Origin of the sequence: Gilliamella intestini (assembly GCF_900094935.1) — a bacterium.
Taxonomy (GTDB): domain Bacteria; phylum Pseudomonadota; class Gammaproteobacteria; order Enterobacterales; family Orbaceae; genus Gilliamella; species Gilliamella intestini.
On sequence record NZ_FMBA01000056.1, the window covers coordinates 1 to 2586 of the forward strand.

At 31.8% G+C, this 2586-nt stretch carries 4 protein-coding genes; all 4 read left to right on the forward strand.

All coding sequences use genetic code 11. The features are described from left to right. A partial coding sequence (locus GA0061080_RS10555; protein WP_141683141.1) for an RHS repeat-associated core domain-containing protein occupies window positions 1–708 on the forward strand: 708 nt, incomplete at its 5' end. Next, on the forward strand, window positions 705–1103 hold the full coding sequence (locus tag GA0061080_RS10560; protein ID WP_091125314.1) for a hypothetical protein: 399 nt from the start codon (window positions 705–707) through the stop codon (window positions 1101–1103). The genes GA0061080_RS10555 and GA0061080_RS10560, both read left to right, overlap by 4 nt. Before the next feature lie 272 nt (window positions 1104–1375). Next, window positions 1376–1693, forward strand: a complete 318-nt coding sequence (locus GA0061080_RS10565) for a hypothetical protein (protein WP_091125316.1) — start codon at window positions 1376–1378, stop codon at window positions 1691–1693. 11 nt (window positions 1694–1704) lie between these two features. Then, the gene (locus GA0061080_RS10570; RefSeq protein ID WP_091125318.1) at window positions 1705–2370 is read left to right on the forward strand and encodes a hypothetical protein; all 666 of its coding nucleotides are present in this window, start codon (window positions 1705–1707) and stop codon (window positions 2368–2370) included. Window positions 2371–2586: the final 216 nt, after the last annotated feature.

Consider the following 2586-nt stretch of genomic DNA (forward strand, 5'->3'; position numbering starts at 1 on the left):
ATTGCCCTAACCAGCAACATGGGTGACACCCTCTATGAATGCCAGTATAATGCTTATGGGCAGATAATAAACGAAACCTACCATCAAGACGATTTCCAAGCCCTGCCGGATAACCCGTTAAGGTTCCAAGGGCAATATTATGATGAGGAGACGGGATTACACTACAATCTAAACCGTTATTACGACCCATTTACAGGCAGGTATATTACCCAAGATCCGCTTGGTATACTAGGCGGACTAAATAGTTACCAATATGCCGGTAGCGATCCGATAAATTGGATTGATCCGTTAGGGTTGGTTAAGGTTGAAAATAGTGGGTTTGAACATTTGGAGCTTTCAGATAGGCACTTGCTAGATAGGGTTAGTATACCCAAAGCCACCGGTAATTCTATTTTCACAGGAACAAGAACTGAAGCGTTAGCTGATCTTGCCGAAATTAAATCTGGAGTTGCTATTAGAGATGGTGAATTATTTACAACATCATCAGGCAGGGTATGGGGTATACATAATAATTCAGTTCACCCAGTTTCTGGACCTGGAGTTGTAAATATTTCATCACTAGAATATAACATATTAGTTCAAGCAAGAAAAAGAGGAAAGGATAACGCATTAATTACACTAGGTCATTTAGAAAAAAATAAAAAACTTAGTTCCGAGAAAATAGAAAGAGTTAAAATACTTTTAAATTTAATGAAGGATAGAAAATGAATTATTCACCTTTTATTAATCTTTATTTACGTGATCAAAAATCAGAACAAGAAATTATTTCTAAGTTAGAGTTCATAACTGGATTAAAAATAGATTCATTCAACTTCCCCAACAAAGATAATGTTTTACATATATCGTATATAGAATTTACTCAGGGTTTTAAAACAGAAATATCTATTTATTGGCCAACTAATTTAAATAATATTATTAATGGGTATTATATCGCACAAGAATTATCTTGTGCATTGAATGTCCCTATTTTATTTGATGCAAGTCTTTTTGATTGTAATGCTGTATCAATTGATGGAGATGATATTTGGTTTTTAACTAATAATAGAAACTTAAAACAAGTTAGCGTTAAGATTTTAGATGATGGAATAGATATTTTATCGTAAAGATATAAGCGTCTAGTTTTAATGTAGTATGCGAGTAATTTATACAAGTTTGATTAACGATAGTTGTATTGATACTGCATTAATTTAATTCACTATTTGACCTGAAATAACTTGATTTAACCAATGACTTAATACCATTTTGATGATATTCATAACCTAACAATCTTGTATAATCGAATATCCTTTTTCCAGAACAAGGAGGAACACTAAATATTGGTGCAGGAAATAAGCCCATTGAGGGAGCTTACAATATATCTCATCCTGATTATCCAATGGCGGAAGGTGTTTATCCCGGCAATGCTAATGATTTGTCAAATATTGCAACGGGTTCGCAAAATAAAATTATTATGGATAACCCGTTTGGATATTATCCTTTGAATGATGAAGTGCTTCGAGTTTTAAATAACGGAGGTACAATAATAATTCGTGGAAATCAGACCAACAAATACATGAAAAATTTAGAAATCATAGCTAAAGAGAAAGGTTTGCAATTAGTGAATAAACGACAAATTTCTAGTGCTGGTTATGCTCAATCAAGTGGAGAACCAATTAAAAGTAAAACTATAGATGAATATATTTTTAAAAAATGATAGGTGATACGATGAAATATAAAATAGATATAACCGATAGTTATCAATATTGTATTGATTTTGATGGTTTAAGTGGAATAAATAGTTACTCATCTTTACCTGAAATTGAAAAAAGAACATCAACATGTCAAATGTATTTAGAAAATGTATCTGTAAATATGTATGATAAAATATGGCGAGCTCAGATATTATCAATCAACCCAGAAAGCATCATCAATATTGATGATGATTTAATCATATTAGCGCAGAAAGCTTTGCTAACTATAGAAAATATATGCTGTTACGACCTTCGAATTATCCATAAAAAACAAGATCATTATCATTCATCAGGCTTAAAATTTAATGTTAAAGATCGTTATATTGACTTTGGTGGTTATGATACTGAACACTTAGATTCAAATATATATGGAAGTGCAATTTTTAGAGGTAAAGTTTTTTTAGAATTGGAGGAAGATAAAATCCTTCCATTAATGATAGGATGTGATGATCAGGTTGGTGGGTATGATGGTATAAAAAAAATAAATTATAATAAGGAATTAGAAGTAAAAATGAAAAATAAACCTCTAGATATTAGTATTTTTAATAATATTGAATCACCAATATGGGATTTTGATTTTTATATGAAATATTTTTCTACTCAAGATGGTTATAGGGAAGCTATTAAGAATTACAAATAAACTAATGGATAGAAAAAATCAATGAAGTTAATTGATAAAAGTAACTTTTTAGCTAATTATTATTTCAAGCTGGAAATGAGGGGGGGGATTACTTAACCGCTACCAGTATTACACGTTCACCCATCAACGCTATCACGGTTATGATATCAGCACACAGACCTCGCCCTCTCCCCTCTGGCAACAGCACTACCACTACACTCCTGATGGGCAGCTTGC